Source organism: Niveispirillum sp., assembly GCF_017996735.1.
Taxonomy (GTDB): Bacteria; Pseudomonadota; Alphaproteobacteria; order Azospirillales; family Azospirillaceae; genus Niveispirillum.
Window position 1 is genome coordinate 14,675 of sequence record NZ_JAGOGJ010000055.1, and the last position, 26,793, is coordinate 41,467.

26 protein-coding genes are annotated in these 26,793 nt (G+C 65.1%); 11 read left to right on the forward strand and 15 right to left on the reverse strand.

Annotated features, from left to right (window positions below):
- Window positions 1-98 precede the first annotated feature (98 nt).
- Complete coding sequence (locus KBA48_RS17445) at window positions 99-809, forward strand: tRNA (guanosine(46)-N(7))-methyltransferase TrmB (protein WP_292908657.1); 711 nt, start codon at window positions 99-101, stop codon at window positions 807-809.
- 152 nt (window positions 810-961) lie between these two features.
- Entirely contained in the window at window positions 962-2,650 is a 1,689-nt protein-coding gene (locus KBA48_RS17450; protein ID WP_292908659.1) for a methyl-accepting chemotaxis protein, read from the forward strand.
- A 53-nt stretch (window positions 2,651-2,703) separates the two neighbouring features.
- On the opposite strand, the gene KBA48_RS17455 is transcribed toward KBA48_RS17450, so the two are convergent.
- The 11 genes from KBA48_RS17455 to KBA48_RS17505 all read right to left on the reverse strand — a co-directional run bounded on the left by KBA48_RS17455 (window position 2,704) and on the right by KBA48_RS17505 (window position 13,259).
- Window positions 2,704-2,889, reverse strand: a complete 186-nt coding sequence (locus KBA48_RS17455; RefSeq protein WP_292908661.1) for a hypothetical protein — start codon at window positions 2,887-2,889, stop codon at window positions 2,704-2,706.
- 68 nt (window positions 2,890-2,957) lie between these two features.
- Window positions 2,958-3,839 carry an SPFH domain-containing protein gene (locus KBA48_RS17460; RefSeq protein ID WP_292908663.1) on the reverse strand — a complete coding sequence of 294 codons (882 nt, stop codon included), beginning with the start codon at window positions 3,837-3,839 and terminating at the stop codon, window positions 2,958-2,960.
- Window positions 3,840-3,906: 67 nt separating this feature from the next.
- Complete coding sequence (locus tag KBA48_RS17465) at window positions 3,907-4,866, reverse strand: peptide ABC transporter ATP-binding protein (protein ID WP_292908665.1); 960 nt, start codon at window positions 4,864-4,866, stop codon at window positions 3,907-3,909.
- Window positions 4,867-5,074: 208 nt separating this feature from the next.
- Entirely contained in the window at window positions 5,075-6,034 is a 960-nt protein-coding gene (locus tag KBA48_RS17470; RefSeq protein WP_292908667.1) for an ABC transporter ATP-binding protein, read from the reverse strand.
- Between the two features lie 10 nt (window positions 6,035-6,044).
- The gene (locus KBA48_RS17475; protein WP_292908669.1) at window positions 6,045-6,905 is read right to left on the reverse strand and encodes an ABC transporter permease subunit; all 861 of its coding nucleotides are present in this window, start codon (window positions 6,903-6,905) and stop codon (window positions 6,045-6,047) included.
- Between the two features lie 154 nt (window positions 6,906-7,059).
- Entirely contained in the window at window positions 7,060-8,070 is a 1,011-nt protein-coding gene (locus tag KBA48_RS17480) for an ABC transporter permease subunit (protein WP_292908671.1), read from the reverse strand.
- Window positions 8,071-8,080: 10 nt separating this feature from the next.
- Window positions 8,081-9,688 (reverse strand): ABC transporter substrate-binding protein, encoded by a 1,608-nt coding sequence (locus tag KBA48_RS17485; RefSeq protein WP_292908672.1) that lies wholly within the window; start codon window positions 9,686-9,688, stop codon window positions 8,081-8,083.
- A gap of 107 nt (window positions 9,689-9,795) precedes the next feature.
- Window positions 9,796-11,274, reverse strand: a complete 1,479-nt coding sequence (locus KBA48_RS17490; RefSeq protein ID WP_292908707.1) for an FAD-linked oxidase C-terminal domain-containing protein — start codon at window positions 11,272-11,274, stop codon at window positions 9,796-9,798.
- 79 nt (window positions 11,275-11,353) lie between these two features.
- Window positions 11,354-11,860, reverse strand: coding sequence for a hypothetical protein (locus KBA48_RS17495; RefSeq protein ID WP_292908673.1), 507 nt, complete (start codon window positions 11,858-11,860; stop codon window positions 11,354-11,356).
- A 169-nt stretch (window positions 11,861-12,029) separates the two neighbouring features.
- Window positions 12,030-12,155 carry a type B 50S ribosomal protein L36 gene (ykgO, locus tag KBA48_RS17500; RefSeq protein ID WP_029014073.1) on the reverse strand — a complete coding sequence of 42 codons (126 nt, stop codon included), beginning with the start codon at window positions 12,153-12,155 and terminating at the stop codon, window positions 12,030-12,032.
- A gap of 138 nt (window positions 12,156-12,293) precedes the next feature.
- Window positions 12,294-13,259 (reverse strand): methyltransferase domain-containing protein, encoded by a 966-nt coding sequence (locus tag KBA48_RS17505; protein WP_292908681.1) that lies wholly within the window; start codon window positions 13,257-13,259, stop codon window positions 12,294-12,296.
- Between the two features lie 444 nt (window positions 13,260-13,703).
- Here KBA48_RS17505 and KBA48_RS17510 point away from each other — a divergent pair, with 444 nt between their 5' ends.
- The 3 genes from KBA48_RS17510 (at window position 13,704) to KBA48_RS17520 (ending at window position 16,796) form a co-directional block, all read left to right on the forward strand.
- The gene (locus KBA48_RS17510) at window positions 13,704-14,324 is read left to right on the forward strand and encodes a cold-shock protein (RefSeq protein WP_292908683.1); all 621 of its coding nucleotides are present in this window, start codon (window positions 13,704-13,706) and stop codon (window positions 14,322-14,324) included.
- A 344-nt stretch (window positions 14,325-14,668) separates the two neighbouring features.
- Complete coding sequence (ggt, locus tag KBA48_RS17515) at window positions 14,669-16,435, forward strand: gamma-glutamyltransferase (RefSeq protein WP_292908685.1); 1,767 nt, start codon at window positions 14,669-14,671, stop codon at window positions 16,433-16,435.
- Window positions 16,436-16,466: 31 nt separating this feature from the next.
- Complete coding sequence (locus KBA48_RS17520) at window positions 16,467-16,796, forward strand: SMR family transporter (RefSeq protein WP_292908687.1); 330 nt, start codon at window positions 16,467-16,469, stop codon at window positions 16,794-16,796.
- Window positions 16,797-16,812: 16 nt separating this feature from the next.
- Here KBA48_RS17520 and KBA48_RS17525 read toward each other — a convergent pair whose 3' ends face one another.
- Window positions 16,813-18,492, reverse strand: a complete 1,680-nt coding sequence (locus KBA48_RS17525) for an aminotransferase class V-fold PLP-dependent enzyme (protein ID WP_367273843.1) — start codon at window positions 18,490-18,492, stop codon at window positions 16,813-16,815.
- Window positions 18,493-18,805: 313 nt separating this feature from the next.
- Here KBA48_RS17525 and KBA48_RS17530 point away from each other — a divergent pair, with 313 nt between their 5' ends.
- The 4 genes from KBA48_RS17530 (at window position 18,806) to KBA48_RS17545 (ending at window position 22,637) form a co-directional block, all read left to right on the forward strand.
- Window positions 18,806-19,468 carry an alpha/beta hydrolase gene (locus KBA48_RS17530; RefSeq protein WP_292908689.1) on the forward strand — a complete coding sequence of 221 codons (663 nt, stop codon included), beginning with the start codon at window positions 18,806-18,808 and terminating at the stop codon, window positions 19,466-19,468.
- Window positions 19,469-19,558: 90 nt separating this feature from the next.
- Window positions 19,559-20,728, forward strand: coding sequence for an FAD-binding protein (locus KBA48_RS17535; protein WP_292908691.1), 1,170 nt, complete (start codon window positions 19,559-19,561; stop codon window positions 20,726-20,728).
- The gene (gene glcF / locus KBA48_RS17540; protein WP_292908709.1) at window positions 20,728-22,032 is read left to right on the forward strand and encodes a glycolate oxidase subunit GlcF; all 1,305 of its coding nucleotides are present in this window, start codon (window positions 20,728-20,730) and stop codon (window positions 22,030-22,032) included. The genes KBA48_RS17535 and glcF overlap by 1 nt, the downstream gene beginning before the upstream one ends.
- Complete coding sequence (locus tag KBA48_RS17545; RefSeq protein WP_292908693.1) at window positions 22,032-22,637, forward strand: class I SAM-dependent methyltransferase; 606 nt, start codon at window positions 22,032-22,034, stop codon at window positions 22,635-22,637. The genes glcF and KBA48_RS17545 overlap by 1 nt, the downstream gene beginning before the upstream one ends.
- 61 nt (window positions 22,638-22,698) lie before the next feature.
- On the opposite strand, the gene KBA48_RS17550 is transcribed toward KBA48_RS17545, so the two are convergent.
- From KBA48_RS17550 to efp, 3 genes are all read right to left on the reverse strand, one after another.
- Window positions 22,699-23,649 carry an alpha/beta fold hydrolase gene (locus KBA48_RS17550; protein ID WP_292908695.1) on the reverse strand — a complete coding sequence of 317 codons (951 nt, stop codon included), beginning with the start codon at window positions 23,647-23,649 and terminating at the stop codon, window positions 22,699-22,701.
- A gap of 122 nt (window positions 23,650-23,771) precedes the next feature.
- A complete protein-coding gene (locus KBA48_RS17555) occupies window positions 23,772-24,602 on the reverse strand; it encodes an inositol monophosphatase family protein (RefSeq protein ID WP_292908697.1) in 831 nt (276 codons plus the stop codon).
- A 118-nt stretch (window positions 24,603-24,720) separates the two neighbouring features.
- Entirely contained in the window at window positions 24,721-25,287 is a 567-nt protein-coding gene (efp, locus tag KBA48_RS17560; protein WP_292908699.1) for an elongation factor P, read from the reverse strand.
- A gap of 218 nt (window positions 25,288-25,505) precedes the next feature.
- Between efp and lspA the strand changes: the two genes are divergently transcribed.
- Together lspA and KBA48_RS17570 are read left to right on the forward strand one after the other, a co-directional pair.
- A complete protein-coding gene (lspA, locus tag KBA48_RS17565; RefSeq protein ID WP_292908701.1) occupies window positions 25,506-26,057 on the forward strand; it encodes a signal peptidase II in 552 nt (183 codons plus the stop codon).
- Window positions 26,058-26,133: 76 nt separating this feature from the next.
- Window positions 26,134-26,634: a DUF3035 domain-containing protein gene (locus KBA48_RS17570; protein WP_292908703.1), complete on the forward strand. Its 501-nt coding sequence runs from the start codon at window positions 26,134-26,136 to the stop codon at window positions 26,632-26,634.
- Window positions 26,635-26,793 lie beyond the last annotated feature (159 nt).

A 26,793-nucleotide genomic window follows, 5' to 3' on the forward strand; every position in this document is an offset into this window, starting at 1 on the left:
ACCGGACGGTTCAACCCGTCCGGCACCGTACCGCAACGGCCCGCCCTCCGGCGGGCCGTTTGCCATTCCGCCCCCCTCCTGAACATCCGAGTCGCGCCATGTCCGACGACAGCATTCCCCACCGCAAGGTTCTCTATGGCCGCCGTCACGGCCGGCCCCTGCGCAAGCATCGGCAGGAGGTGATGGAAACGCTGCTGCCGAAGATGAAATTGTCGGCGCCGGCGGAAGGGGAGCGTCTGGATCCCGCCACCCTGTTCGATGAACCCAAGCGTGATCTGTGGTTCGAGGTCGGGTTCGGCGGCGGGGAGCATCTGGCCTGGCAATCGGAACGCCATCCCGATATCGGCTTCATCGGGTGCGAGCCCTTCGTCAACGGCGTTTCCTCCCTGCTGAAACATGTGCAGGAGGGGGGGCAGACCAATATCCGCGTCGTTCCCGACGATGCCCGCCCCATCCTGGACGCCCTGCCCGATGCGTCTGTTGGACGGGCCTTTGTCCTGTTCCCCGATCCCTGGCCCAAGGCCCGCCATGCCTTCCGCCGCTTCATCGGGCCGGTCAATCTTCCGCGCCTGTCGCGCGTGCTGAAGGATGGGGCCGAACTGCGTATTGCGTCGGATGATCCGCAGTTGCAGCGCTGGATGCTGGAGCATACCTGGCGCCATCCCGATTTCGAATGGACGGCAAGAACCGCGGAAGACTGGCGCGTACGTCCCGAAGATTGGCCGCAGACACGCTATGAAAAGAAGGCGCTGGATGTTGGTCGGGTACCCATGTTCCTGCGTTTCATTCGCAAGAACAGGGCGGCCTGACCTTTTGCACGTACCCAGTGCAGGCGCTTTTAACCGTACCTAACCGTTTGGACCCAACAAAATCGCGGGGCACAGCGTCATCATCCCGGCCATATGATTTCTGTTCCGGACGAAACGATCCGGTGCTGTTGGTATGGCAGGTGGAGGGACGAATGAAGCAGCTCCGTGATTTGCGCATTGCGATGAAGGTCAATCTGGCCATGGGCATGCTGGCCGTTGTGGCCATCGTCATGGCCGTGATGGGCCTGTCCGCATTGTCTGTCTACCAGGGTGAGGTGGAACGGATGGGGCGTGATACAAGGCGCGCCGTCCTGTCCGAACAGATCAACGGCCTGATCAATGGCGTCGTCATGGACAGCCGCGGCATCTACATGTCCCGCGACGCGGCCGAGGTGGAGAAGTTCGCCAAGTCGATGACGGCCAGCCTCGACCTTCTGGACAAACGGTTGGGCGAGTATCAGGGCCTGGCCCAGGGCGCGCAGAAAGCCGCCATGGACGAGGCCGTGGCCAAGGGCCGCGAGTTCGTCACCTTCCGGCGCGAACTGGTCCGTCTGGGACAGACGGAGGGGGCCGCGTCCGCCCGCACCTATGGCGACAATGATGCCAACCGCGCCAACCGTCAGGCCTTCAACAAGGCCATGGTCGCCCTGTCGGAGCAGCAGGTGGGCCGGGTCACCACCGTCATCGGTGAACTGGACAGTTTTGCGACGCAAGAGCGCCTGATGATGTTGACGATTGCCGTCGTCGGTATCGTGGGGTCGGTCGGGTTCGCTCTTTGGCTGGTCTCACGCCAGGTAACGGGGCCGTTGGTGGCCGTGACGGGCACGGTGCGGCAGATGGCCGGTGGCGACCTGTCGGCTCATGTGCCGGAAACCGGCCGGGGTGACGAAATTGGTCAGATCGCCGATGCGCTGGACGTGTTCAAGCGCGGTCTCGCCGAGGCCAAGCGGCTGGAGGCGGCGCAGAAGGCCGAACAGGCCGCCAAGGAGGAGCGTCAGCGCCGCCTGGAGAAGCTGACCAGCGACTTTGCCGCCAAGCTGGGTGATGTGTCCACCGCCCTGGCCCGCTCTGCCCAGGACATGCGCGACAGCGCCGAGGGGTTGACCGGTGCCGCCAAGTCTGCCGCGACCCAGGCCGCCGAAGTGGCCAGCGCTTCGGATGAAAGTGCAGCCGGCGTGCAGAGTGTGGCCGCCGCGACGGAACAGATCAACGCCTCCATCGCCGAGATCGCGCGCCAGGTGGTGGAAGCCAACAATGTCGCCCGCGCCGCCGTGGAGGATGCCGGTGAAACCAGCCGCACCATGGATGGGCTGCAGGGTGCCGCCGGTCGTATCTCCGAGGTCGTGGGCCTGATCCAGGGCATCGCCGCGCAGACCAACCTTCTCGCGCTCAACGCCACCATTGAGGCGGCGCGGGCGGGAGAGGCGGGCAAGGGCTTTGCCGTTGTTGCGTCGGAGGTGAAGGCGCTGGCCATGCAGACGGGCAAGGCGACGGAGGACATCACCTCCCAGGTGGCCAGCATCCAGCGGGAGACAAGCGCCGCCGTGACCGCCATCGCCCGCATCGCCAACACGATCGACAAGATCGGGGAAATCACCACGGCCCTGGCCGCCGCCATCGAGGAACAGCAGGCCAGCACGAACGAGATCGCCCGCACCGTCCAGGATGTCGCCAATGGCACCCAGGCCGTCTGCGACGCGGTCCAGGGCGTCAGCCAGGCGGCCGCCAATACCGGTGGGGCTGCGGCCACGGTGCATGGCACGGCGTCGGACGTGACGCGCCAGTCCGTCGTGCTGAATACTGAGGTTGACCGGTTCGTGAAAACCATCATCGCGGCGTAATGCGGTCGCGATGATGGATAGGGGGGCGGGCCGGCAGATACCGGTCCGCCCCCCTATTCCTTTTCCTCCACCGCCAGCGTCGGGGCTGGCGGTTTCAGGCGGCCGGCCTGACGTAACTGTGCGCGCAGCACATATTCGATCTGGGCGTTCAGGCTGCGCAGATCGTCATCGGCCCAGCGCTGCATGGCCTCCAGCACGTCTGCGCCGATGCGCAGGGGATATGCCTTCTTCTCCGCCAAGACCTGTCCTCTGGTTCTTCAGTTCCTCAAGCGCCGGCGCCGCACCCGCGGCTTGGCGCCAGGGACGATCAGTACAGCGAGCCCGCATTTACCACCGGCTGCGTTGCCCGGTCGCCGCAGAGCACGACCAGCAGGTTCGACACCATGTGCGCCTTGCGTTCATCATCCAGATGTACCACGGAGCGGGCGGCCAACTGATCCAGCGCCATTTCCACCATGCCCACGGCCCCTTCCACGATCTTGGAACGGGCGGCGACGATGGCACTGGCCTGCTGACGCTGCAACATGGCGCTGGCGATTTCCGGCGCATAGGCGAGGTGACTGATCCGCGCCTCCACCACCTTGATCCCGGCTCTTGCCAGCCTTTCCTGGATGGCGCGCTGCAAATGGTCGGACACTTCCTCCCCATGGCCGCGCAGCGACAGGATGCCACCGCCATGGTCGTCATAGGGGTAGGAGGTGGCGATCAGGCGCAGGGCCGATTCGGCCTGGATCGAGACATAGCCCTTATAATCTTCGACATTGAACAGGGCTTCGGCCGTGTCCGTCACCTGCCAGACGACGATGGCGCCGATCTCGATGGGGCTGCCATCGGCGTCGTTCACCTTCAAGGTGCCCGTCTCGAAATTGCGTACCCGCAGGGAGACGCGGTGCTTGGCAAAGAACGGGTTGACCCAGCGCAGGCCCGGCGTGCCGACCGTGCCCCGGTAGTCACCGAACAGGGTCAGGGCCACGGCCTGATTCGGCTGCACAATGAACAGCCCGCACATCAGGATGATGCCGGCCACCACCGGCACCAGCCAGAACAGCGACACAGGCCCGGTTCCGCCCTTCAACCCGATGATCATCATCACGGGCGAGACCAGGACCAACGCCAGACCAAACAACAGCATGCCCAGCCCGGACGCCACCGTGATGGGTCGATCCCCGACCTGTTGGTTCTCCTGCATTCCATCCTCCCCGCTTCAAAGTGATATAATTTTGATATCATTTTGAAGCGGGTTTGTCAGGAGGGATTCAGGCCACGAGGTGGCAGGCCACCATCCGGCCATCCGCCACGCGCGGTTCCGGCGTCTCCTGGGCGCAGCGGGGCTGGGCGAGCGGGCAGCGTTTATGAAAGGCGCAGCCGGTGGGCGGGTCCATGGGGCTGGGCAGTTCACCCGACAGGGGCGGCACGTCGGGGCCGCCGCCGCGATGGACACGCGGCATCGCGGCCAGCAGGGCGCTTGTATAGGGATGGCGCGGATCGGCGAAGATCGCGTCCTTCGGCCCCTGTTCCACGGGCCGCCCCAGATACATCACCATCACCTCATCCGCGATATGGCGGACGACCGACAAATCATGGCTGATGAAGACATAGGCGAGGCCGAACTCGTCCTGCAGATCCATCATCAGGTTCAAAACCTGCGCCTGAATGGAGATGTCCAGCGCCGACACCGGCTCGTCCGCCACCACCACACGCGGGTCCAGCATCAGGGCGCGGGCAATGGCGATGCGCTGCCGCTGCCCGCCACTGAACATGTGCGGATAGCGGTCGGCCTGATCGGGGCGCAGGCCGACCTTTTGCATCATGGCGATGGCGCGGTCACGCCGCTCGGCCTTGGGCGTATCGGTGTTGATCAGCAGCGGTTCGGCCAGGATATCCGCCACCTTCTGCCGTGGGTTCAGGGAGCCATAGGGGTTCTGAAACACCATCTGCACGGCCCGGCGCAGGCTTTTTTCCTCCGCCTTGGGCACAGAAGTGATGTCGCGCCCGTCGAAATGGATGGTCCCTTCCGTCGGCGCTTCGATCCTTGTCAGCAGGCGGGCCAACGTGGATTTGCCACAGCCGCTTTCGCCCACGATTGCCAGGGTTTTCCCGGCATGGACAGTGAAGCTGGCGCCATCCACCGCCTTCACCGTGGCCGACGCGCGGAACAGGCCGCGTTTGACCCGGTAATGGCGCTTCAGGTCGCGGGCTTCCAGGATGATGGTCATGGGGTGCCTCCGGCGTGGCGGGGGCGGACCAGGAGATGGCGCTCCCTTACCCTCCCATTGGCGGGCGCCAACGGGCCCCTCCCTCTCCCACCTTTGTGGGCGAGGGGCGGAACTTCATTGTGAGCCGAATATCGCCCCTCGCCCGCCTGCGGGAGAGGGAGGGGCCCGCCCGCGTCAGCGGGGGGGAGGGTGAGGGAAAACTCGGTCATCATTGTCCCCCCACCCGCACGCACCGCGTCCAGCCATCTCCATCCCCCCTCAAGGGCGGGCGGGTACCGCAGCGATCGTCGGCAAATCCGCAACGCGGCTGGAACAGGCACCCCGCCGGCCGGTCGCTGATGCCCGGCACGGTGCCGGCAATGGTGGGCAGACGCCGCCGCCCCACGGCCCGTTCGGGCAGCGCGTCCAGCAGGGCCGCCGTGTAGGGGTGGCGCGGATTGGTGAACAGGCTGTCGGCCGGGCGGTTCTCCACCACCTGGCCCGCATACATCACCTGTACCCGATGGGCGCTTTCGGCCACCACACCCATGTCATGGGTGATCAGGATCATGGCCATGCCGCGTTCCCGTTGCAGATCGCGCAACAGGTCCAGGATCTGCCGCTGAATGGTGACATCCAGCGCCGTGGTCGGTTCATCAGCGATCAGCAGGCGCGGGTTGCAGGCAATCGCCATGGCGATCATCACCCGCTGGCTCATCCCGCCCGACAATTGGTGCGGAAAGGCCGACAGGCGCGTCTCCGGGGCGGGGATGCCCACCTGTTCCAACAGCGCGATGCAGCGCTGGCGCAGCGCCTTGCCCGACAGGCCCTCATGCTGGGCCAGCGTCTCCCCGATCTGGAAGCCGACCGTGAAACAGGGGTTCAGGCTGCTCATCGGTTCCTGGAAGATCATGGCCACCTGCCCGCCATTCAGGCGGCGGCGCGCCCTTGGCGACAGGGTCAGCAGGTCCTGGCCGTCAAACTGCATGTGGCCTGCCGTCACGCTGGCATTGTCGGCCAGCAGGCCCAGCACGGCCAGGGAAGTGACGGACTTACCCGATCCGCTTTCACCCACGATGCCCAGTACCTCACCCGGTTCCACGGACAGGTCGATGCCATCGACGGCGCGGAACGGGCCGCGCGCTGTGGCGAATGTGACGGACAGGTCCTTGATGTCGAGAAGCGGCATATCCGTCCCCTCAGCGCTTCAGCTTCGGGTCCAGCGCATCGCGCAACCCGTCGCCCATCAGGTTGAAGGCCAGCACCGTGATCAGGATGGAAAGCCCCGGAAAGGTCACCACCCACCAGGCGCGTTGCAGAAATTGCAACGAGGATGACAGCATCGTCCCCCATTCCGGCGTCGGCGGCTGTGCGCCCAGGCCCAGGAAGCCCAGGGCCGCCGCATCCAGGATGGCGGTCGAAAAGCCCAGGGTCGCTTGCACGATCAGCGGGGCGGCACAGTTGGGCAGGATGGTGACCAGCATCAGACGCGTGTCACTGGCCCCCGCCAGCCGCGCCGCCGTTACATATTCCCGGCCCCGCTCTGCCATCACCGACGCGCGGGTCAGGCGGGCATAATGTGGGACGATCACCACCGATACCGCGATGGCCGCATTGACCAGCCCCGGCCCCAGGATGGCGGCGACCACAATGGCCAGCAGCAGGGAGGGCAGGGACAGCAGGATATCCATGAACCGCGCAATCAGCGTGTCCGACGCCCCACCATAGAACCCGGCCAGAAGCCCCAGCGCTACCCCAACCGCCAGCGACAGGGTGACCACCAGCAGCCCGATGAACAGCGACAGCCGCGCCCCATGGATCAGGCGGGACAGCATATCGCGCCCGATATCATCGGTGCCTAGCGGGAAGGCCCAGTTTCCGCCATCGATCCAGGCCGGCGGCAGCAGCACGAAGTCACGGAACTGTTCGGCCGGATCATAGGGGGCGACGATATCGGCGAAGATGGCCACGAAGGACAGAGCCAGGACGATGAACAGCCCCAGTACGGCCCCGCGGTTGCGGCGGAAATGGCTCCAGAATTCCAGGAAGGGCGTGGTCATGGCGTGATGTCCTCGCCCGATCTGGTTCCCTCACCCTCCCGGGCCTTGCGGCCCGGGCCCCTCCCTCTCCCGCCAGCGGGCGAGGGGCGAAATCTCCACCCCTCGCCCACGACGTGGGAGGGTGAGGGAACCACGCACACCATCATCCCATCCCTCATTTCGCGTGCCGGATGCGGGGGTTGAGCAAGCCGTAAATCAGATCGACCGCCAGATTGACCAGCATGACGACACAGGCCACCAGCAGCACCCCGCCCTGCAGGGCGGGATAGTCCCGCCGGTTGATACTTTCGATCAGCCATTTGCCGATGCCGGGCCAGGCGAAGATGGTTTCCGTCAGGATGGCGCCGGCCAGCAGCGTGCCGACCTGCAAGCCGATGACGGTGACCACCGGGATCATGGCGTTGCGCAGGGCATGCAGGCCCACGATGCGGAACAGGCCCAGCCCCTTGGCCCGGGCCGTGCGGATATAATCCTCGCCCAGCACCTCCAGCATCGATGACCGCGTCATGCGCGCGATGACGGCCAGCGGGATGGTGCCCAGCACGATGGATGGCAGCACAAGATGATGCAGGGCATCCATAAACGCCCCTTCCTCCTCCGACATCCAACTGTCGATCAGCAGGAAGCCCGTCACCGGCTCCACATAGTATGCGGCCGACAGCCGCCCGCTGACCGGCGTCCAGCCCAGGATGACGGAGAAGAACAGGATCAGCAGCAACCCCCACCAGAAGATGGGCATGGAATAGCCGGTCAGGCTGGCCGCCATCACCCCATGATCCAGCGGCCCGCCGCGCTTCACCGCGGCCAGCACCCCCGCCGGCAACCCGATGATCAACGCGAACAGGATGGCGCAGAGCGACAATTCGATGGTGGCCGGGAACAGTTCGGCAAATTCATGCAGCACGGGCGTCTGGGTGATCAGCGACCGGCCCAGATCGCCCGTCAGAACCCCGCCCAGATAATCGGCATATTGTTCCAACAGCGGCTTGTTCAGGCCCAGTTGCGCCCGCATCTCCTCCAGCCGTGCCGGATCGATCCCGCGCTCACCCAGCCGCACCTCGATCGGGTCGCCGGGCACCAGCCGGATCAGGAAAAAGGCCAGCAGTGTGACGCCCAGGAAGGTGGGGATCAGCAGGGCGATGCGGGTGGCAATGAATTTCAGCATGGGGGCCCCCTCACTCCGCCAGATCCACTCCGTCGAACTGATGCCTGTTGAAGGGGCTTTGCTTGTAGCCGATGACCTTTTTTGACACGGGCTCGAACACCACCGCGTGCGCGATGGTGACCCAGGGGGCTTCTTCCTTGAAGATGCGCTGCGCCTGCTCGTACAGCTTGGCGCGGGCGGCCTGATCGGGCACCTGCTTGGCCTTCAGCACCAGATCTTCATAGGGTAGGTGGCACCATTTGGCGATGTTGCTGCCGCTGGTCTTGGCCGCGGCACAGCCCAGAAGGTTGTACATGAAATTGTCGGGGTCGCCATTGTCGCCTGTCCAGCCATAGAGCGCCATTTGATGGTCGCCATCCTGGATACGTTTGCGGTACTCGCCCCATTCAAAGCTGACGATCTTCACCTTGACGCCGATCTTGGCCAGATCGGCCTGGATGATCTCGGCCATGCGCCGCGCATTGGGGTTGTAGGGGCGCTGGACGGGCATGGCGTAAAGGTCGGTCTCGAACCCGTTGGGGTAACCCGCTTCCGCCAACAAGGCCTTGGCCTTGGCGGGGTCGTAGGGATAGTCCTTGTTATCGGCCAGATAGCCGAACACGCCGGGCGGGATAGGGTTCTTGGCCGATTTGCCGCTGCCCTGGAACACCTGATCCAGAATGGATTTGCGGTCCACGGCCATGTTGATGGCCTGACGTACCCGCTTGTCATCAAACGGCTTCTTCTGGGTCTGAAAGGCCAGATAGCCGACATTCAACCCCTCCATCTCCATCAGGGTCAGGGTCGGGTCCCTGGCAATTGCCGGCAGGTCGGGCGGGTTGGGATAGGGGATCAGGTGGCATTCCCCGGCCTTCAGCTTTGCATAGCGCACGGCGGCGTCGGGCGTGATGGCGAAGACCAGATTATCCAGCGGCGTCTTGCCACCCCAATGTTCCTCAAACCGCCGATACCGGACCTGTGCATCCTTCTGATAGACGACGAAGCGGAAGGGGCCGGTGCCGACCGGGTCCTGGTCGTATCGCTCCGGCGTGCCCTTCTTCATCAGGAAGTCGGCATATTCAGCCGAGGTGATATTGGCAAAATCCATGGCCAGATCGGCCAGGAACGGCGCCTCCGGCCGGGAAAGCGTGATGCGGACGGTATGATCGTCCAGCTTCTCCACCACCTTCAGCAGGTCACCCAAACCCATGCTTTTGAAGAAGGCGTAACCGCCGCCGGAGATGGAATGATAGGGGTGGTCGGCCTTCCATTGCCGGTTCAGGCTGAACAGCACGTCATCGGCGTTGAAATCACGCGTCGGCTTGTAATCCTTGAAGGATTGCCATTTCACGCCGCGGCGCAGATGGAAGGTGTAGGTCAGGCCGTCGGGCGAGATTTCCCAGCGTTCGGCCAGCGCCGGCACGATCTTTGTGGTTCCGCGTTCAAACTCCACCAGACCATCGAAGAGGGGGCGGGTGGCATCAAAGGTGGTGCCGGATGTGTTCAACGCCGCGTTGAAATTTTCCGGGCTGCCCTCGGCACAATAGACCAGCGTCTTGGGTGCCGCCCAGGCCGGTCCGGCCATGCATCCCGCCAAGGCACCCACGATCATGGCGTAACGCCACGTTCCACGACCCATGCTGAACCCCGTCCGCCATATTCTTGTCGGGCCTCGTCAGGGTATGTCCGCCCTGCGCGCCATGCATTGCAGCGCAGTAGAACAGGGGTGGTGTGGGGCGTCAATGATCAGAAGCGGGGCAGGTCCGGGAAGGGCAATTGCCCGCCCTCCACCCGCATCCAGCCATGGTCGGCACAGCGGTGCAGGGTGGGGAACAGCTTGCCGGGGTTCAGCAGACCGCCCGGATCGAATGCACATTTCAGGCGCGTCTGCTGCTCCAGATCGGCCTCTGTGAACTGAAACGGCATCAGGTCGCGCTTCTCGATCCCCACGCCATGCTCACCGGTGAGAACCCCGCCCACCTCCACACACAGGCACAGGATGGCGGCACCAAACGCCTCCACCTTTTCCAACTCCCCCGGCTTGTTGGCGTCGAACAGGATCAAGGGGTGGAGGTTACCGTCGCCAGCATGGAAGACATTGGCGACCCGAAGGCCGAACTCCCCCTCCATCTCCGCCATGCGGGACAGCACCGTGGGCAGTGCCTTGCGCGGGATGGTGCCATCCATGCACATGTAATCGGGGCTGATCCGGCCCACGGCGGGAAAGGCGGCCTTGCGACCGGCCCAGAAGGCCAGACGCTCCGATTCGCTGCTGGACAGCCGGGGCGGGCGGCCATGATGGGCCGTCGTGATCTCCGCCACCTGTTGGATCAGCGCGTCCACCTCCGCGGCCGGCCCGTCCAGTTCCACGATCAGCAGCGCCTCCACATCGCGCGGATAGCCGACCTTCACAAAATCTTCGGCCGCATGGATGGCGGGGCGGTCCATCATCTCCATGCCCGCCGGGATGATGCCGGCCGCGATGATGGCGGCTACCGCGTCGCCGGCATCGATGGTGCGGTCGAACCCGACCAGCAGGGCGCGGGCCACGGGCGGCCGGGGCAGGATGCGCACCGTCACCTCCGTCACCACGCCCAGCAAACCTTCTGACCCGGTGATGACGCCCAGCAGATCATAATGGCCCGAATCGAGATGCTTGCCGCCCAGGCGCAGCACCTCCCCTGCCATGGTGACGAACTCGACGCCCAGCAGGTTGTTGGCCGTCACCCCATATTTAAGGCAATGCACGCCGCCGGAATTTTCCGCGACATTGCCGCCGATGGAGCAGGCGATCTGCGATGAAGGGTCGGGCGCATAATAAAAGCCACGGTCGCCCACCGCCTGGCTGATGGCCAGATTGGTGACGCCCGGTTGCACCACGACCGCGCGGTTGTCGTAATCGATCTCCAGAATGCGCGACAGTCTGGTCAGGACCAGCAGTACCCCATCGGCCAGCGGCAGCGCCCCGCCCGACAGGCCGGTTCCGGCCCCCCGCGGCACCACCTTCACGCCCATTTCGTGACAAAGGCGCAGCACGGCGGCCACCTCCGCCGTGTTGCGCGGCAGGACGACCAGCATGGGCATCTGGCGATAGGCGGTCAGCGCGTCTGTCTCATAGGCACGCAGCGATGCCTCATCCGCGATCACCCCACCGGGCACTGCGTCGCGCAGCCGGCGCAGCAACTCGGCACGCTTCGACAGGGCGGCGGGATCGGGGGTGGGCATTATCGGCATGGGCGGCCCCCAAAGGTTGAACCACCGCCAGCATGGGGCAAACCCCGGTGCGCCGGCAAGGCCGCGACAGTCAGTTGTTCAGGCCGGCATGTTTGGCCAAGCTGCTCATCTGCTCCCAGCCAGGCCCGACAAGTATGGAATGCATCATTATGCGTCGGTTGTTCGGTGTCATCCGTTCCCCGTTCGCTCCCGAAATGAAGGACAGCGTGCAGCCAGGATATCCATCGGCGTTAGAACCGAAGGAAAAGCTGACTTCGATGGTTTCTCGCCCTTCAGCATCCCGACCGGCTTTCTCCTGCATACCCAGAAAGGGCATGGCCGACACGTTACCATCGCACTTCCTCGTTTCCCGCAGCAGAAGGGGAGACTCCCCCAAGTCAACCAGGGGTCGCAGGGTCCATTGGCGGTTGCCATCCTGGGCAACCATAGCTGTTACCTGTACCCCCTGGGTCACGCACCATTGGTTCGTTCCCAGATAACATCTGATTTGTGGCGATGTCGCCCCGCTGTCGGGAACAGCCAGGCACACAAGCGAAAGCAAACCCAGTTGGATCGCCGATTTTGCCATCCTTCTCATGACGCCCCTCCGGAATTGCCCACGAGGCGGATGGCGCGGCGCAGATGTGGCATGTCCAAGGCGGTATCAGGGGCGATGCGGAACCCTCAAATGCGAAAACCGCGCCGAAAGGCGCGGTTCCTGCCCGCCGGGACTGTTACATCCCGGCGCAAACCAAATCAGCGATATCTCAGCCCTGGCGGGCCTTGAAACGCGGGTTCAGCTTGTTGATGACGTAGACACGGCCCTTGCGGCGGATGACGCGGCAAGCCTTGTGGCGGGTCTTCATCGACTTCAGCGAATTCACGATCTTCATGATAAGCACTCTGGCGCTGGAGGCGTTCTTTGCGAGGCGCGGAACATAGTCGCGGGTTGCCGCCCTGTCAACCGGACAGGCGCATCAGGCCGTGCAACCCCCTCCCGCGCCGCAAAAAACCGGCCCTTTCAGCCTGGGTCAGGTCAGTTCGGCGGGTTTCAGGGCATAGAATCGGTAATAACGCAGGCCCGAAGACAGGGCGGCGACACGCCGGGCCCACATCTCCACCTCCTCTACCACTGCCAGCTTGGTGTCATGATCCATGCTGACCGTTTCCAGATGCTTCACCAGTTCCTGGATGGCATTCAGAATCAGGGACCGGTGGGTGTCGGTATTGTCTTCTGTGATGCGGGTGTCCAGGTTGCGCTGGGCCAGTGCCGCCGCATATTGCTCTACCGTCCAGGGGGTGGGTTCCACCGGTTCGGCATGCATCCAGCCGTCGAAATCGCGTCCGCGTGCATGACCGGGGTCGATCACATAGTCGGTGAACAGCAACTGCCCGCGTGGCTTCAGCGCGGCCTCGATGCTGTCGATCAGCTTGTCCTTGTTGCGGATCGTGTAAAAAATCTCCTTGGAGAAGATGGCATCCACCCGCTTGTTCCAGGTGAAATTCTCCAGATCGGCGGACAGGATGGGGGATTGCCGCGCCAGTCCCGATTTCTGCGACCGGAACATCCCGGCCTCGGCCAGGACGGGATTGCCCTCCACCCCTGTCACCCAGGTTCCATATTGCTTGGCCATGGCGCGGGTTGCCCCGCCCAGGCCGGCACCGATATCCAGCACGCTCATGGCCGGGTTCAGGCCCAGGGGTTTTACGATGGTGGGGATGAATTCGTCACCGCCGGGAGAGGAGAAGCCAGGCCCCCAGATTTTCTCCACCACTTCGATGCGGGTGGCCGTCCATAACGGCTTGCCCTTGCGGTTCAGGTGCTTGTTGGCGCCGGGGGTGCCGGGTGCTGCTGCATCGCCGCCATGGACGGCCGCATCCTCTTCCGCGTCGCGATTGCGGCGCTGAACGTCAATGCCTTCCCACCACGCCAGGAAACGTTCCTTCAGCGTGGGAGGGGCGGCAGACAGGTCGTCGGTGCTGCGGGTAGCGGCCATGCGGTCGATAAGGCGCTGTCCTTGTTGCGACGCCTTGGAGATTACCTCTTATGCGTTTCAGGGGAAACAGTCTTGGAAGGGGCGGTTGCACGGAAAATGCAGGCTGAACCTAAGCGCCCTAATAGCCGTTGGAGAGAAAAACCGATACCAGCCCTGGTATTTCCCATTTCCGGCATGGAGAAATAGAGGCCCCGGTTGCGATAAATGCCAGCGAAGGGCTATGCGGTCCTTGCGTGGGGGAGCCGTCAGCCCTGCTATCATTCGGTAACAATCCACGGCTTTGATAGTGCATCCCGCCAATATCCGGTGTACTGTCTTGATGGGATGGCTGCTGGACAGGCTCCTCGCGGATATGCTTTCCGCGTGGCGCCGAACCGTGTACTGTCCTTGCAGCCGGTCTACCGGTGAAGTTCCCTACACTACGACAGTCGAGTTCGAGACCACATGTACGAGCGCCGTTCTCCGCAGAGCCCGCAGATCACCCGCCGGAGCGTCACCGCCACGGTCAAATGGTACAACCCCACGAAGGGCTTCGGCTTCGTGACCCTCTCTGATGGGTCGCCCGATGCCTTCCTGCATGCCTCGGTCGTCCAGGCCGTTGGCCATGACGCCCTGGCCGATGGCACGACCATCGTCTGCGATCTGTCGCAGGGTCAGAAGGGTCCGCAGGTCGCTTCGATCCACAGCGTGGACACGACGACGGCTCAGCCGGCCCGCCGTGGTCCCGGTGGCCCGGGCGGTGACCGCTTTGGCGGCGGTGGCGATCGCTTCGGCGGTGGCGATCGCTTCGGCGGCGACCGTTACGGCGACAGCCCGCGCCCGCCGCGCGTCGCCCGCAGCTTCGACAACGGCCCGACGGAAACGATCGAAGGCGTGGTCAAGTTCTTCAGCGCCGACAAGGGTTTCGGTTTCGTGACCCCCGATGGCGGCGGCAAGGACGTGTTCGTGCACATCACCGCTCTGGAGCGTTCGGGTGTCCGCGCCCTGACCCCGGAACAGCGCGTGCGTCTGCACACCAGCATGGGTCAGAAGGGTCCGCAGGCCAACCGCGTCGAGATCCTCTGATCTCTGACCCGCGATTGACCTGACGCTCTTGCGTCACGTGGTTGAAGGTTCAGCAGTGTTGTCCAGTGGGCAGCACTGCTGAACTTTTTTCTGTTTTCAGTGCCTTCCTGTCCGTTCGGCCGGACGTTCCGGTTTGAACCGGCGGGATATGGCGAAGACTGTCGTCACTGCCTGTTGATTGGCGCGTCGTGCTGCGCCTTCGGATTTGTCTGGCGGGCCCTTTGCGGCCCGTTTCCGATTCCAAGGGGTTGTTTTCCCGCCCCGTACCTGGATTTCGTATCTAGGCCTTGCCATCGGCTATTCCACTGGGCGACCATGTAAAAAACAGGTCCCCGGACAGGCTGATGCAATCCTCCCCAATCCCGACTTTTAGCCGTCGTTTCATCGCAGGGCTGTTGGCTCTGGGCCTGACGGCGCCCCTATCGCTGGCACAGCAGGCGCCGGAACCGGCATCGGCCGCCAAGGTCAAGGAACTGGTCATCGCCCGGCGCCAGATGGTGGTGGCGGCAAATCCGTTGGCTGCACAGGCGGGGCTGGCGGTCCTGCGCCAGGGGGGCAATGCCGTGGATGCGGCGGTGGCCGTGCAGGCGGTGCTGGGGCTGGCGGAACCGCAATCATCCGGCATGGCGGGTGGCGCCTTCATGCTGCTGGCTGAGCCGGGAGGCAAACTGACCACCTATGACGGGCGGGAAGTGGCGGCGGCCGGCGTGACGCCCAATCTGTTCATGGGCGCCGACGGCAAGCCCATGGCCTTCCTGGACACGCTGTCCCAGGGCCGGGCCGTTGGGGTGCCGGGGGTGGTCGCCATGTTGGCCCAGGCCCATGCCGCCCATGGCAAACTGCCCTGGAACAGCCTGTTCAAGCCGGCCATCGATCTGGCTGATGCCGGGGTGCCGGCCTGGCCGCGCATGGTGGGGGTGCTGACCGACTGGCAGCGTATGCTGGGCAAGTCGCCGGACTTGGCCCGTGTCTATTACCGCGAAGGGGGGCGGCCGCCGGTTCTGGGCGAGCGCATCCCCATGCCTGAACAGGCGATCAGCCTGCGACTGCTGGCGGCGGCCGGTCCCGACGCCTTCTATCGGGGGCCCATCGCCAAGGCGATTGTCAGCCGTCTGCAACAGGCGGCGGGTGACAGCGGCACGCCGGTCCTGACGCTGGAGGACATGGCCAATTACCGCGCCGTGGAACGGGATGGCATCTGCATCCCTTATCGTGTGTGGAAGGTCTGCGGCATGGCCCCGCCTTCGGCCGGCGGGGTGGCCGTGCTGCAGATCCTGGGCATGCTGTCGCATTATGATCTGCGTGCCATGGGCAAGGACGATCCCAAGGCCTGGCACCTGTTAATGGAGGCCAGCCGTCGCGCCCATGCCGACCGGGAGGCGCATGTCGGTGACCCGGACAAGGTGCCTGTGCCGACCCGGGGCCTGATCGATGCCGGCTATATCGCCGGCCGGGCCGCCGGCATCGACCCGGCGCGGGCCACGACCGGTCCCGTGCCGCCCGGCGAACCGCCCTTTCGTACGGGCGCGCTGTACCCCTCCGCCGATGGGCCGGACATCCCTTCCACCACCCATTTTTCAATCATCGATGATGAGGGGCGGGTGGTGTCGATGACCAGTTCGGTGGAATTTGCCTTCGGGTCGGGCCTGATCGCGGGCGGATTCGTGCTGAACAACCAGATGACGGATTTCACCTTCGTGCCGACCAAGGATGGCAAGCTGGTGGCCAATGCGCCGGGGCCGGGCAAGCGTCCGCGTTCCTCCATGGCCCCGACCGTGGTGTTTGACCAGAAGGGCACTCCCGTGCTGGCCGTCGGCTCCCCCGGCGGGACCGCCATCATCGGCTATGTGGCCGAGGCGCTGGTGGCCATGCTGGACTGGGACCTGGACCCGCAGGCGGCCGTAAACCTGCCCATCCTGCTGAACCGCAATGGCGCCACCCAGATCGAGTCGGCACCGGCGGCCGACAGTCTGGCGGCGGCCCTGACCGCGATGGGCCATCAGGTGAAGCGCGAAAATGTGAACAGCGGCATCCATATCATCCGCGTCACGCCGGACGGTATCCAGGGGGGCGCCGATCCCCGCCGCGATGGCGTGGCGATGGGGGATTGAGGCAGCCTCCGGGAGCCAGGGAGGGCCCCCCATGAAATATCTTTTCCTGGCGGTGGCGATCATCTGCGAGGTGATCGGTACCAGTTTCATGAAACAGTCCGACGGTTTCACGCGGCTGGTTCCCAGCCTTGTCACCGTGGCGGCCTATCTCGCGGCGTTCTATTGCCTGTCGTTGACGCTCAAGACGATTCCGACCGGTATCGCCTATGCGATCTGGTCAGGTGTCGGGATCGTGCTGATCGCCATCGTCGGCTGGGTGTTCCAGGGGCAGAAGCTCGACCTGCCCGCCATCCTTGGGATGGGGTTGATCGTGGCGGGTGTGCTGGTGATGAACCTGTTCTCCAAAACCACGGCGCATTGACCGGTTCCGCCGTTCCTCAGCCCAGACGGCGGGCCGCTTCCACGGCCATGGCCATGGCCTCCACCCGGCCGAGGCGGGTTGCGGCCAGCCCATGGTCGCCCAGGCGGAAGGCGTCCAGTAGCAGGCGCAGTTCGCCCGCTATCTCGTCCTTGATCTTTTTCACCGCCCTTGCGCGGGTGGCGCTGTCCGGGGCGGCTGCCACGGTCAGTTCCCATGGCCCGCCATTGACGGCGCGTGGCGGCGCGGCGTCGGCCAGTTCCAGCAGGGCGCGGGCGCGGGCGGCGGGGTCGCGCAGGGTGCTGGCCGCCTTTTCCCGCGCCGCGCGCTGGGCGTCGGCCAGTTCCATCGCCCGCTCCCCCTTTTCCTGAAACCGGGCCGGAGCCAGGATCCGGGCGAAACCCGCAGACTGCCGCTCGATGGTGGCGGCCTCCAGTTCGAAGGTCGCGGCGACGCCCAGCCGGGTGAAAGGATCAACCTTTCCCGGCGGCTGAATCGATCCACAGCCATGGCAGAACAGGGCGCGGGGCGATACGTCGCCGGCGCAATGCCAACAGGGGATAGTGGTTTCCACGATTCTGGTCCCTCGGGTGGCCGGCCGGGCGCGAGCGGCAAGCGGCAGATAACAGGAAAGGAAGCGGTCGATATCGTCGGCCGTATTGTCCCAGCCCAGGCTGACGCGGATGGCCGACCCGGCGATGCCCTCGTCCAGCCCCATGGCGGCCAGGACGGGGGAGGTTTTCACCTTGCCCGACGAACAGGCCGATCCGGCGCTGACGGCGATGCCGGCCAGATCGAAGGCCATCAACTGGCTGTTGGCCGGCATGCCGGGCAGGGCCAGGCAACTGGTATTGGCCACGCGGTGGCTGTCGGCGCCGACGATGCGCACCCAGGGGGCCGCCTGTTGCACGGCATGTTCCAGCCGGTCGCGCAGACCGGCGATGGTCTGATATGCGGCCAGCCCGTCCTGTGCCGCCACCGCTGCAGCCCCGAATCCGGCGATGCCGGCCACATTTTCGGTGCCCGCCCGCATGCGGCGTTCCTGTCCGCCGCCGCGCAGCAGGGGCAGAAGCGGCACGGACGGTGCGGCCAGCAGCGCGCCAACGCCCTGCGGCCCGCCGATCTTGTGTGCCGAGAGGGTGACAAGGTCCAGACCGAGATCGTCCATGTCGAACGGGATGCGCCCCACGGCCTGCACGGCGTCGCTGTGCAGCCAGCCGCCATGCCGGTGAACCAGGGCGGCGATGGCCGCCAGGGGCTGGATGATGCCGGTCTCGCTGTTCACGGCCTGCACGCTGACCAGGGCCGGGCCGTCGGCCAGCAGGCGTTCCAGCGTGGCAAGGTCGATCAGCCCGTCCGGGCCGACCGGGATCACGGCGCTGTCCGCCCCGGCGCATTCCAGCACCGACGGATGTTCGGTGGCGCCCAGCAGCAGGCGGCGGCCATGTGGTGCGGCCAGGGACAGCGCGTGGTTGTTGGCCTCCGTCCCGCCGCCGGTGAAGGTGACCTGCGCCGCCGTCACGCCGGCCAATGCGGCCACCCGGTCGCGCGCATCCTCCACGCTCCGCCGGGCCTTGCGGCCGAATCCATGGATGGAGGAGGGGTTTCCAACCTCCGCCAGGGCGGCGACCATTGCCTCCCTTGCGGCGGGCCGCAGGGGCGTCGTGGCGTTCCAGTCGAGGTAAAGGGGAGGGCGCATGGGCTGCTTTTCCGCCAAAGGCTTGAATTCCCCTGCGAAGAGGCTTGAATACGAATATGGGCGCTGTGGTATAGTCTGCCTCCATGCCATTGCGGTTAACGCGCTGGCACAGTCCCGTGGACGGCGGGGCGTGTCCCTTCCGGGCACGGCTCGACGGCCCACAACCGCCTGAGGCAGTCCTATAGAATGACAGGGATGGACGGTCAAGAATCGCCCTTCTACCAAGACCGCCCGGTCTTGGGTCGCTCGCGGGTCGCTGCCGACCGCCTGTTGACGCTCGCCCCTCGCATGTCTGACCGGGACCGGTGCATCGATGCCTGACGTGATCATGAACGGCCCCGCCGGCCGTCTGGAAGGTCGCTACTCTCATAGCAAAGTGCCGAATGCGCCCATCGCCCTGCTGCTGCATCCGCATCCGCAGCATGGTGGGACGATGAATAACCGCATCGTGTACACGCTGTTCCATGCCTTCACGAAGCGCGGCTTCTCCGCCCTGCGCTTCAATTTCCGGGGTGTGGGGCGCAGCCAGGGCACCTATGACCGTGGCGAAGGGGAATTGTCCGATGCCGCGTCGGCGCTGGACTGGCTGCAAACCTATAATCCCAACGCTTCGGCCTGCTGGATCGGGGGGTTCAGCTTTGGCGCCTGGATCGGCATGCAGTTGCTGATGCGCCGGCCGGAGCTGGATGGGTTCCTGTCGGTCGCGCCGCCGGCCAACATGTTCGATTTCAGCTTTCTGGCGCCGTGCCCGGCGTCGGGCCTGATCGTGCATGGCGACCGGGACGAGATCGTGCCCGAGGCGTCGGTGACCCGTCTGGTCAACAAGCTGTCGGCGCAGAAGGACATCAAGATCGACTATCGTCGCCTGGAAGGGGCGAACCATTTCTTCAACGAGAAATCGGAAGAGCTGGGCCGGATGGTCGACGATTATCTGGACGTGGCCCTGACCAAGCCGATGGGGCCGAACGCGGGGTGATCGGGCGGGCAGGGTCGATAGCGCTTCCACCTTGCCCCCCAACCATCGCCCCTGCAGAATGCCGGCATCGAACCTGACGCGGGCGGGGCCATGCTATCCGACATTATCGATGCAGTCCGCGCGGGGCAGCCGCTGCGGATCACCGGTGGCGACAGCAAGCCCGGCCTGGGGCACGCCGTCACGGGTGCGGACCTGTGCCTGTCCCCCCTTGCCGACCTGATCTCCCATGAACCGGCCGAACTGATCCTGGTGGCCCAGCCGGGCTTGCCGCTGGCTGAACTGAACCGCCTGCTGTCCGCCAACGGTCAGGCCCTGGCCTTTGATCCGCCGGACCTGGGGCCGCTTTACGGCCGGCCGGCGGGGGGCGGCACCCTGGGCGGGATCGTGGCCACGGGCCTGTCGGGGCCGGGCCGGGTGAAGGCGGGGGCTGTGCGTGACCATGTGCTGGGCATGACCGCCATTTCGGGCGATGGCCGGACCTTCCGGTCGGGCGGCAAGGTGGTGAAGAATGTCACCGGCTTTGACCTGCCCAAGCTGCTGACCGGTGCCCACGGGACCCTGGGCATCATGACGGAGATCGTGGTGAAGGTGCTGCCGGCGCCGCCCGTGTCGAAGACCCTGGTGCTGGCCGGGATCGAGGGGGCGGAGGCGACACGCGCCATGGCCGACGCATTGGGTTCGGCGGCAGAGGTGGGGGCGGCCGCCTGGACCCCGTCCTACCTGCCGCTGGATGGCCTGCTGCCCGACCGCACGCCCTGTGCGCTGCTGCGGCTGGATGGGGTGTCGGTGTCGGTGGCCGACCGGCTGTCGGCATTGGACAGATTGCTGGCGGGGCGGGCGGCCATGGCTGTGCTGGATGGGGACGAATCGGCGGCACTCTGGTCCTGTCTGCGCGATGCCATGCCGTTCGCCGAACGACCCGACCTGGATGTGTGGCGCCTGTCGGTGCCGCCCATGGCGGGGATGGGGGCGCTGTCCGCCATCCGGGCGGCGATCCCGCGGGCACTGGGCTGGCTGGATTGGGGCGGCGGCCTGGTCTGGGTCGGGGTGCCGGGGGGCATGTCCGATGCCGGCGCCGGCATCGTGCGCGGGTCGGTGGGGACCGACGGGCATGCCACCTTGATGCGGGCCCCGGACCCCGTGAAGGCAGTTGTCCCGGTGTTCCAGCTTCTGCCCGCCCCGCTTGCGGCCCTGACGGCCCGGGTGCGGGCACAGTTCGACCCCGCCGGCATCCTGAACCCCGGCCGGATGGGGGCGTGATGCAGACCAGCTTCACCCTGGCGCAACTGGCCGACAGCGGCACGGCGGAGGCCGAGAGAATCCTGCGCACCTGCGTGCATTGCGGGTTCTGCACGGCCACCTGCCCCACCTATCGCCTGACGGGGGATGAGCGCGACGGCCCGCGTGGCCGCATCTATCTGATCAAGGATATGCTGGAAAGCGGGCGGGATGCCGGGCCGGTGGAAACCCACCATATCGACCGCTGCCTGTCGTGCCTGTCCTGCATGACGACCTGCCCGTCGGGTGTGCACTATATGCATCTGGTCGACCATGCCCGCGCCCATATCGAGAAGACGGCCAAGCGGCCGGTCAAGGTGCGGCTTACGCGGGCGGCCCTGCGCCTGATCCTGCCGCATGCAGGGCGATTCCGGGCCGCGATGGGGTTGGCGCGGCTGGCCCGGCCCTTCCGCGCCGTGCTGCCGCCCGACCTGCGCGGCATGCTGGACCTGGCCCCCGACCATGTATTTGCGCGCAGCGCCCAGGAGGCGCCGGGGACCTTTCCGGCGCAAGGCGCGCGGCGGATGCGGGTGGCGCTGTTGCCCGGCTGTGTGCAACCGGCGTTGAACCCGGAAATCAATGCCGCCGCCATCCGCCTGCTGACGCGGCTGGGGGCAGAGGTGGTGGTGGCGAAGGGGATCGGCTGCTGTGGGGCGCTGACCCACCATATGGGCCGGGACGGTCACGGATTCGCGGCGGCCAATATCCACGCCTGGATGGCGGAAATGGAGGGGGCGGGCCTGGATGCCATCATCGTCACGGCCAGCGGCTGTGGCACGACCGTCAAGGATTACGGCCATATGTTCCGCGACGACCCGGCCCTTGGGGGACCGGCGGCGAAAATATCGGCCCTGGCACGCGATGTGACGGAGGTGCTGTCGGCCTTGGGCCTGCCGGACGGTACGACGGCACCACGCCCCCTGCGCGTCGTCTATCACGCCGCCTGTTCGTTGCAGCATGGGCAGAAGGTGAAGGACCCGCCGCGTGACCTTCTTCGCCGGGCGGGTTTTACGCTGCTGGACGTGCCTGACGGCCATCTCTGCTGTGGTTCTGCCGGCACCTACAACCTGCTGCAGCCGGAGCTGGCGGGCCAGTTGCGCGACGCCAAGGTAGCGGCCATCGAAGGGACAAAGCCCGACGTGATTGCCGCCGGCAATATCGGCTGCATGACACAGATCGGCTCGGGCACGGCCCTGCCCCTTGTGCATACAGTGCAATTGCTGGACTGGGCCACGGGCGGGCCGGTCCCCCCGGAATTATCGGATGACCGCAAGAAAAAGATATAATGATGCAAAAAAGATCTTGGTCGCATCAGCAAATTCTGGGGTTGTTTCCCGAGAAACCGATCAACATTCTGGATATCGGTGCCGGTAGTTTTCCTTTCAGGAAGCGCGAACAGGATAAGATAGTTACTGTTGATTTTGATTCAGCGACGGATCAAACGGTGGTTTGTGACTTCACGCGCGATTGGCCGTTTTCTGATGAGCAGTTTGATTTTATCTATGCCAGTCATGTCATTGAACATCTTTATCCGCAGGATCGTGATCGCGTCATCATGTCGATCTTTCGCAGCCTGAAGCGCGGTGGGCTGCTTTTTATCCGCGTTCCACACCAAAGCAGCATCCAGGGCACCGGCTGGGAACATTATACCTTGTATGGCCTTAACGGCTTTTATAGCCTCACCCATGGAAGGAATCCGTATCTTCCCAAAATGGAACTGGTTTCCGTGGGTGCCTGGCTTTCCGACGTCGAGTCCTTCTATGCCAGAAGACCGCTCCTCATTCGGTTGATCGAGCGCGTCCTGAACAAATCCCACCGCCTCACCGATGCGTTATTGTGTTTCCTGGTCGGTGGCGTGCCAGAGGTGCAGGCCTTGTTGCGCCGCTCCTGAGAAGAACAAGCGAGCCGCCGGAAGGCCGAGTCGGACAGGAAGGGTGCCGGGTGGCGCGCCGCTACTTCGCGCGTTTCACAAATACGGCCACCGCCTCTGCCACGCCGGGGGCCAGCGGCAGGTCCGGGTTGGCATAGGTGGCCAGATTGGCGGGGCGGCTGTCACCCTCCACGGCCTTCAGCACATGGTTCACGCCGGGCAGCAGGGTCAGTGTGGCCGCCGGTGCGGCGGCCTTCAGCCGTTCGGCGTCGGTCACGGAAACCTGGATGTCGTGCGTGCCCTGCAGGATCAGCACCGGCTTGCCGGTTCCGGCGATCAGGGTGGCCGGGTCCTGGGCAAAGACGCTGATCAGGAAGCCCTGTACCTGTGGCGCAAACAGGCGCAGCAGGGGCGGGGGCAGGTCCACCGGGTCGACCCGCTTGCCGGCCTTCAGATTGTCGATGGCCCGTTCCGCCGGGACCAGCAGCGGGGCATTGGCGGGATTGGCGCGCAACTGCTCCTTCAACACCTGATCCAATGGCCGCCCGGCCGTGGCAACCAGGACAAGGCCGCAGATATCCGCCACCTTGGCGGCCGAGGCCAGTGCCACCAGACCGCCCTCGCTATGGCCCAGCAGCCAGACGCAGGATACGCCCGTCCGCTGACGGATGGCGGCGACCCAGGCGGCGCTGTCCGCCACATAATCATCGATGGTGACGGCATTGGCGTCCGGTATGGCGGCGCTACTCGCGAACATGCCGCGTTTGTCGATGCGCACGCTGCCCACCCCCTGTGCCGCCAGGCCTTCGGCCAACAGCCGGTAGGTCGCGGCCTTCACGCCCAGCGGGTTGTTGCCATCGCGGTCCGTGGGGCCGGATCCGGGGATGATCAGGATCATCGGCGCCTGTGCGCCCGCCTCCTGCAAGGTGCCGCGCAGGGGGTCGTTCGGGCCTGCGGCCTCGATCTCCACCGGTGCCGCCTTTGCGGCCGGGATCATCAGCAGGCTGAACAATAGCAGGGCGGCGCGGCGCATGGCATTCCAGGCGATGATGGATACATCTTGCGATCGTAATATCCGGTCCGCCGTTCACACAAAGAAAAACCCCGCGCGTGCCGGGCACGTGCGGGGTTTTCGGCCGTGACAATGCGTGCAGGTTACGCCTTCGGCTTTTCCGCCGGGGCCACCTTGGGCTTGCCGGCGTTGCGCAGGACAACGGCCAGGTGTGAATGCAGGTTGGGGTTGGCGGCCAGGACGGAGCCGCTGGACAGCGGGCTCTTGCCGGGGCCGATTTCGCTGACAAAACCACCGGCTTCGGTGACCAGCAGCAGGCCGGCGGCCAGGTCCCACGGCTTCAGGTCGGCCTCAAAAAAACCGTCGAAACGGCCCGCAGCCGTATAGGCGAGGTCGAGCGAGGCCGCACCCCAGCGGCGGATGCCCGCCACCTGGCCCATCAGGGCTTCCAACTGCTGCAGGAACACGGGCGCATTGCCGTGACCCTTGAAGGGAATGCCGGTGGCGATCAGGCTGTCGGCCAATTGCCGGCGGGAGGAGACGCGCAGGCGGGTATGGTTCAGGAAGGCGCCCGCCCCCTTTTCGGCCCAGAACATCTCGTCATGCACCGGCTCGTACACGACGCCGGCGATGATCTCGCCCTCACGCTCCAGCGCGATGGAAACGGCCCAGTGCGGCAGGCCGTGCAGGAAATTGGTGGTGCCGTCCAGCGGATCGACGATGAAGCGGTGGGAAGCGTCCTTGCCCTTGATCTCCCCCGTCTCTTCCAGCAGCAGGCCGAAATCGGGCCGCGCCTTCTGAAGCTCTTCGCGCACGATGCGTTCGGCCTTCTGGTCGGCGGCGGACACGAAGTCCGACGGACCCTTGCGGGAGACCTGCAAGTGCTCGACCTCGCCGAAATCGCGCAGGATGGCCTTGCCGGCCTTCTCGGCCGCGCGGGTCATGACGTTCAGGATGGCCGAACGGGCTGCCATGGTCGAACACTCCACAATGACGAAGAAACTGCGGGATCGAAGCCCGCCTATTTAAAAGCGAAACGCCCGCGCGTTCAAACCCGCGCGGGCGTTTGATGCTGAAAACTGAGGGCGAAACTCAGTCCTTGAAGCGTTCCATATATTCGCCGGTCTCGATGTTCACGACGATCTTGGTACCGGCCTCGATATGCGGCGGAACCAGGACGCGCGCACCATTTTCCAGCACGGCGGGCTTGTAGGAAGAAGAAGCGGTCTGGCCCTTCACCACCGGGTCGGCCTCGGTGATCATCAGGACCACCGACTGCGGCAGTTCGACCGACAGCGGCGCGCCTTCGAAGGACTGCACCACGACTTCCATACCGTCCTGCAGGAAGATCTTGCCGTCGCCGATGATGTCGCCGGAGATGGTGACCTGTTCAAAGGTCTCCTTGTCCATGAAGGTGAAATTGTCATCTTCAGCGAACAGGAACGTCATCTCGTGATCGTCCAGGCGAGCGCGTTCGACGGCTTCGCCGGTGCGGAAACGCTCGATATTCTTGTTGCCGGACTTGACGTCCTTCATTTCCAACTGAATGAAGGCGCCGCCCTTGCCGGGCTGCACGATCTGGGTGCCGGTGATCACATAGAGACGGCCGTTATGCTCAAGGATATGACCCTTGCGCATGGTGTTCGCATTGACCTTCATGACAGGCTTCTCAAACTTTATAGGAATCGAGCGGCGCGGAACCTAACAGGTTGCCCCTCAACAGGCAAATGGCCAGTGTCCCCGCCCGCCGCATAGGCAACCGGCGGGCCGTGCAAGGGCCGCAGGACGGAATTTTAACACATGCCCCGACCATTTGCCGCCTTTCCGCCGTGTTTAGGGTATAAGGCACCGGGAAACGAGATGCGCAGCGCGGATGGATGATGGTTGCGGGTGAGGGGGTCGCGGATGCGGCCGTGTGGAAGAAGCTGCGATGGGTGACGGGCATCGTGGCGCTGGTCGCCCTGGTCCTGGATCAGGTAGCCAAGCAATGGGTGCTGACCAGCCTGCTGCCCTGTCTGTCGGGGCCGCCTGGGCCTTCATGCGCCGTGAATTCCCCCTTCATTGAGGTGACGGGCTTTTTCAACATGGTGGTGGCCTGGAACTTCGGCGTCAGCTTTTCCATGTTCTACAGCCAGCATGACCTGATGCCTTTTGCCTTGAGCCTGATGGCGGTCATCATCTGTGGCGCGCTGCTCTGGTGGAACCGGCACAATGACCGTGGGCTGGTGGCGGTGGCCACCGGCATGGTGGTCGGCGGGGCCGTTGGAAATGTGATCGACCGGTTCCGGTTCGGGGCCGTTGCCGATTTCCTTGACTTTCACGTCGCGGGCTGGCACTGGCCGGCATTCAACGTGGCGGATTGCTGCATCGTTGTCGGGGTGGGCCTGTTGTTGATCGACGGGCTGTTCTCCGGGGCGGAGCGGCGCTAGAGTGCCAGCCGTCAGTTGCACGGGCAGGCCCCTTACTTAAGACTCTGCTCCTCGTTCAAAGGGTACGGATCGGACCATGGTTGTGTTGAAGCAAGTGCGCAAGGCGGCCGTGCCGGCCATCACCGTTCTGGCCATGGGCGGCCTGCTGTCCGGCTGCGGCCTGTTCGGCGGTCATGATGCCCCGGATGAATTCCTGGTCGTGGCCCGCGCGCCGCTGGAAGTGCCGCCCGACTTCACGTTGCGCCCGCCGCAGCCCGGTAGCCCGCGCCCGCAGGAGATGGAGCGCGACACCCGCTCGCAGGCCAGCGTGTTCGGCGCCAGCACGGCCGGTTCCGGCGCGCTGATCGACCCGCGCACCAACCCGAAGCAGACCAACGGCGAAGGCGCCCTGCTGGCCCAGGCCGGTGCCGATGGGGTCAATCCCGATATCCGCGCCATCGTCGACCGGGAGAATCCGGGCGTTGTGGTGGGCAGCCCGACCTTCCTGGACAAGCTGATGTTCTGGAAGGATGAGCAGAATCCGGAAGTAATGCCCCCGCCCGGCGGCACCCTGTCGACCACGCGCGAAGGCAAGTAACCGCCTTTTCCCCCATCAAAGCCCCGCCCGACCGGTGGGGCTTTGTCATTTCAGGGTTCCGGCAACCCCATCATGCCGATGCGCGTCATCGCGACCGCTTCCCAAGGGCCATTGTCCGGCCTATGTTCCGGCCATGACCGACGCGACCCCGCCCCGCCC

Excerpts from the sequence above, each read along its gene's own strand:
- KBA48_RS17445 (WP_292908657.1), top strand. The coding sequence starts at position 99 with ATGTCCGACGACAGCATTCCCCACCGCAAGGTTCTCTATGGCCGCCGT.
- KBA48_RS17450 (WP_292908659.1), top strand. The coding sequence starts at position 962 with ATGAAGCAGCTCCGTGATTTGCGCATTGCGATGAAGGTCAATCTGGCC.
- KBA48_RS17460 (WP_292908663.1), bottom strand. The coding sequence starts at position 3,839 with ATGCAGGAGAACCAACAGGTCGGGGATCGACCCATCACGGTGGCGTCC.
- KBA48_RS17465 (WP_292908665.1), bottom strand. The coding sequence starts at position 4,866 with ATGACCATCATCCTGGAAGCCCGCGACCTGAAGCGCCATTACCGGGTC.
- KBA48_RS17470 (WP_292908667.1), bottom strand. The coding sequence starts at position 6,034 with ATGCCGCTTCTCGACATCAAGGACCTGTCCGTCACATTCGCCACAGCG.
- KBA48_RS17475 (WP_292908669.1), bottom strand. The coding sequence starts at position 6,905 with ATGACCACGCCCTTCCTGGAATTCTGGAGCCATTTCCGCCGCAACCGC.
- KBA48_RS17480 (WP_292908671.1), bottom strand. The coding sequence starts at position 8,070 with ATGCTGAAATTCATTGCCACCCGCATCGCCCTGCTGATCCCCACCTTC.
- KBA48_RS17485 (WP_292908672.1), bottom strand. The coding sequence starts at position 9,688 with ATGGGTCGTGGAACGTGGCGTTACGCCATGATCGTGGGTGCCTTGGCG.
- KBA48_RS17490 (WP_292908707.1), bottom strand. The coding sequence starts at position 11,274 with ATGCCCACCCCCGATCCCGCCGCCCTGTCGAAGCGTGCCGAGTTGCTG.
- KBA48_RS17495 (WP_292908673.1), bottom strand. The coding sequence starts at position 11,860 with ATGAGAAGGATGGCAAAATCGGCGATCCAACTGGGTTTGCTTTCGCTT.
- ykgO (WP_029014073.1), bottom strand. The coding sequence starts at position 12,155 with ATGAAGATCGTGAATTCGCTGAAGTCGATGAAGACCCGCCACAAGGCT.
- KBA48_RS17505 (WP_292908681.1), bottom strand. The coding sequence starts at position 13,259 with ATGGCCGCTACCCGCAGCACCGACGACCTGTCTGCCGCCCCTCCCACG.
- KBA48_RS17510 (WP_292908683.1), top strand. The coding sequence starts at position 13,704 with ATGTACGAGCGCCGTTCTCCGCAGAGCCCGCAGATCACCCGCCGGAGC.
- ggt (WP_292908685.1), top strand. The coding sequence starts at position 14,669 with ATGCAATCCTCCCCAATCCCGACTTTTAGCCGTCGTTTCATCGCAGGG.
- KBA48_RS17520 (WP_292908687.1), top strand. The coding sequence starts at position 16,467 with ATGAAATATCTTTTCCTGGCGGTGGCGATCATCTGCGAGGTGATCGGT.
- KBA48_RS17525 (WP_367273843.1), bottom strand. The coding sequence starts at position 18,492 with ATGCGCCCTCCCCTTTACCTCGACTGGAACGCCACGACGCCCCTGCGG.
- KBA48_RS17530 (WP_292908689.1), top strand. The coding sequence starts at position 18,806 with ATGCCTGACGTGATCATGAACGGCCCCGCCGGCCGTCTGGAAGGTCGC.
- KBA48_RS17535 (WP_292908691.1), top strand. The coding sequence starts at position 19,559 with ATGCTATCCGACATTATCGATGCAGTCCGCGCGGGGCAGCCGCTGCGG.
- glcF (WP_292908709.1), top strand. The coding sequence starts at position 20,728 with ATGCAGACCAGCTTCACCCTGGCGCAACTGGCCGACAGCGGCACGGCG.
- KBA48_RS17545 (WP_292908693.1), top strand. The coding sequence starts at position 22,032 with ATGATGCAAAAAAGATCTTGGTCGCATCAGCAAATTCTGGGGTTGTTT.
- KBA48_RS17550 (WP_292908695.1), bottom strand. The coding sequence starts at position 23,649 with ATGCGCCGCGCCGCCCTGCTATTGTTCAGCCTGCTGATGATCCCGGCC.
- KBA48_RS17555 (WP_292908697.1), bottom strand. The coding sequence starts at position 24,602 with ATGGCAGCCCGTTCGGCCATCCTGAACGTCATGACCCGCGCGGCCGAG.
- efp (WP_292908699.1), bottom strand. The coding sequence starts at position 25,287 with ATGAAGGTCAATGCGAACACCATGCGCAAGGGTCATATCCTTGAGCAT.
- lspA (WP_292908701.1), top strand. The coding sequence starts at position 25,506 with ATGATGGTTGCGGGTGAGGGGGTCGCGGATGCGGCCGTGTGGAAGAAG.
- KBA48_RS17570 (WP_292908703.1), top strand. The coding sequence starts at position 26,134 with ATGGTTGTGTTGAAGCAAGTGCGCAAGGCGGCCGTGCCGGCCATCACC.